This window comes from Ruegeria sp. HKCCD8929 (assembly GCF_013031405.1).
In the GTDB taxonomy this organism is placed as follows: Bacteria; Pseudomonadota; Alphaproteobacteria; order Rhodobacterales; family Rhodobacteraceae; genus Ruegeria.
In genome coordinates this window covers 1-2,971 of record NZ_WPZY01000106.1, presented here as the reverse complement: position 1 = coordinate 2,971, position 2,971 = coordinate 1, and the positions used below count along the sequence as shown (strand labels likewise).

The following is a 2,971-nucleotide window of genomic DNA, read 5'->3' as shown; positions in this document are numbered from 1 at the left end:
ACAACGCCATGATATGCCGCCCCTCAGGGCCATCACCAACTTTTGGCTATAGCTCTTTCGGAGCCCTCGGAGGAAGGTCAGGAAAGTCCCGCGACCTGTGAATTGCCGCCGCAATCCTTGCCGCGACGTGCATCAATGACCGCACTTTCCGCCGCCGCGCAGCATCATCATCCGAGCACGTGCAGAGATTTTCACGCGGCGTGCGCGCGCAGCGAGTTTTCAAGAGTTCCGGTGTGGGCTCGCTGCCGCCATTCTCTGCGGCGAGCCTCAACAGCTCCTTGAGAGCCCCTACCAGACCTTCATTGGTGGCGTAAGTATCGCACGTGCAGCAAGTTGTGAACGGCGCAGATGCGCCATCGCCTCACGCAATACGACTGATCCCAAACGCTAATTTTCTGAGCGTGTCTTTCATGGGCCTCGTAGGATTCATTACAGTTCTGTTCCTTTGGGCTGCCGTCTTCATAATCTATGTTCTGGCGACAACCTACCTTTGAACTTGATGCGCAAGGCTCACTCTTCTTCGCGAGTATGTTGACCCAAAAAAAACCCTCGCAGCTGCGGTGCGAAAAATTCGGCGGCGCAGCTGCTTTTCACCGGACCGGTCATTCACCTGTGTAGATCGCGCGGAATTTCATACCGCCCTTTCGCTGCGTTCTGCTGCGACAATCGAGACGCGCCGCTTGCTGCACTGACAGACCTCGGCATAGACTGAAACCACAACGAGCCAAGGCCTCCGATATTGATCAAGCCGCCTTGTCACAAGTTATCTGACGGCGGACATGCGCGCACCGTTCATCGATCAATCGAACTTCTTAAAGGAACTGTATACGAAGATGCTACGAAGCTGGATGTTCTCGGCGGCCATGATGGCAGTCTTCTCTGGACCCTCAGTCGCGCAACAGTCGAACCCGATTATCATCCAAACGGCCGACAGCGGGGCAACTGACGCGGATTTTGTGACCTATCCGACCCTGTGCGCAGGCGAGGATTGGGTTGTCTTTAATGCAACCTCCAATACCAACGGAAAAATCGTTTCAATATGCATGACAGAGGGTGACAACAGCACACCCAGCCATCTTACGTATCGCTTTGGGAGACCGGGAGCCGTGGAACTGGTCTATCCTGCCAGTGGGGCAAGCTGGTCTGAGAAATTCACATATCGGCGTTACACCCGGCCTGGGACGACCTATTTAAAGCTCGAATTCACAAACAATGGGTACAACTACGAAGTCCTGGAAGGCTATGATGAGAATGAAGGTCAGTATACCGGCCTGAGGGCGGTGCGTGTCGATGACGGCGAGATCGTAACTGAACATCAGCTTACACCCGCAACAGAGTCGTTGTCGCTGATGGAACTGGAAAATCTGGTCAGAACCGAACCGTTCGACGAGTAGGCGACTGAACGCAGGCGTGTTGCGTTGCGCCGGTAGCGAATAGCTGCGACTGAAGTCATATCTGACGTAAGCGCTTCTTAACTCGACGCGGCGGCCTATGGCAAACGCCGTTCTACAACGCATCTAACGGATGCCACAATGAGAACAAGATCAGTTGGCAACCCTCCCATAGCGAGCCAAAATGACAGATGCTGCGTTAGTGCGCATGGCCGGTCCAGCTACGCCGTCCGTTAGGTCGCAGAGGTTTCTAAAGGACCACACAAAGTGGCATCTCTATCCGTAGTCCAATGACGCCAGGTCGTAGATTAACCAATGCCGATCAGAAAACACGTGAAGTTTTTCGCCGCGCGCAGTCATTCTTATCTGATCGGGGCTGGTCCCCTCAGGTAGAATTAGTGAAAGCTTACGTCTGTGAACCAGTTTTCCCTTATACAAGTTCGTCGCATGGAAAGTTGTGGTTGGCTCGCGATACTGGCTCGAAAAAACAAACCGGTGACCATCAGTGACAAAGCTATTCGCTCCACCTATCGATGTTTCGAAGTACTCTACCGAAAAGTCTTCTGTAACCCTTGCGACCTTGAAGGCCGAATAGAAATAGAACCAGACCCCCGATGAGCTGACATTCATGGCGTAGCAATCATCGATGTGTTCGGATGCGTCTTCATTATTATGTTGCCAGAGCAACTTTCCCTCTCGGTCGAAGCAGTTGATCCCTCCGGCGCCAAGCCCAATTGGTCCGGGGTGCGACCAGCCAAAGTTACCGAATACGCCTTCATCGAAATAAGAGACCCAGATACGGTCTAAGTTATCTATTCCAACACCCTCAATACCGTCTCCAAAGCATACGCGCTTTGCAGTTTTTGTTCCGCGTCCGATCAACGCGCCGTTCAAGTCAAAATCACTTTCAGAGCGCCAAGAGCTTCTTGCACCGACCAAAAGGCATCCACCATCTGAAAAAAGATCAAAGTAGGGGAAGGTAATATTTAGTGGTGGAAGGCTGATCGTTTCTGCCCCCGCATCTCTTTGAACGGTGAGCGAAAAGGCCAAATCCGACGGTGAACGCGACTTTGGAAATATACCAATCCCTCGCGTTTCTTTCTCAGACGCTTTGGCTTGGTCGTCTTTGTTAGCAGTTAGTACCAATGCGTTTCCGCAAGGGTCGACGGAAGTGCCGACTATAGAAACACCGCCGCTTTGCAGGGCTAGCGTTTCTACCGATGCGGGTTCCCATGTTGCATTTCTCATAGCATCTCACTTCGCTCTTGGATTGACCATTAGCCCGCTACCGCAAGAATGACCATTCTTGACCGTCATTTCTGACAGCTGACATTGACCTGACTGCGGCGGGCGGCAGTTTTGTCCGCTTTGTTCGCGCTCATGCACGGCGTAGCGAATGGGCGTAGCGGCTGGGACCGGCCATTCGTGATCGGCGCGGCGAAGGTGTTGTGTAGCCCGTATTGCAGGATGCTGCGCAGTGCGCGAATGTTCGACCTTGGGGAGCGTCGAGCCCGAGCCCGCTTCCTAAAGCCTCCCGCCATTAACCTGAGACATAGCCGGCAGCCTTGAAGTAGTTCCAG

Annotated in this window: 2 protein-coding genes; one reads left to right on the top strand and one right to left on the bottom strand. The window is 53.2% G+C overall.

Going from position 1 to position 2,971, the window contains the following annotated elements; translation table 11 throughout:
- Positions 1-779 precede the first annotated feature (779 nt).
- Positions 780-1,394: a hypothetical protein gene (locus GOX53_RS29065; protein WP_171182361.1), complete on the top strand. Its 615-nt coding sequence runs from the start codon at positions 780-782 to the stop codon at positions 1,392-1,394.
- 273 nt (positions 1,395-1,667) lie between these two features.
- Here the strand turns inward: GOX53_RS29065 and GOX53_RS29060 are convergent, their stop codons facing one another.
- Positions 1,668-2,639: a hypothetical protein gene (locus tag GOX53_RS29060; protein WP_171182360.1), complete on the bottom strand. Its 972-nt coding sequence runs from the start codon at positions 2,637-2,639 to the stop codon at positions 1,668-1,670.
- Between the last annotated feature and the right edge of the window lie 332 nt (positions 2,640-2,971).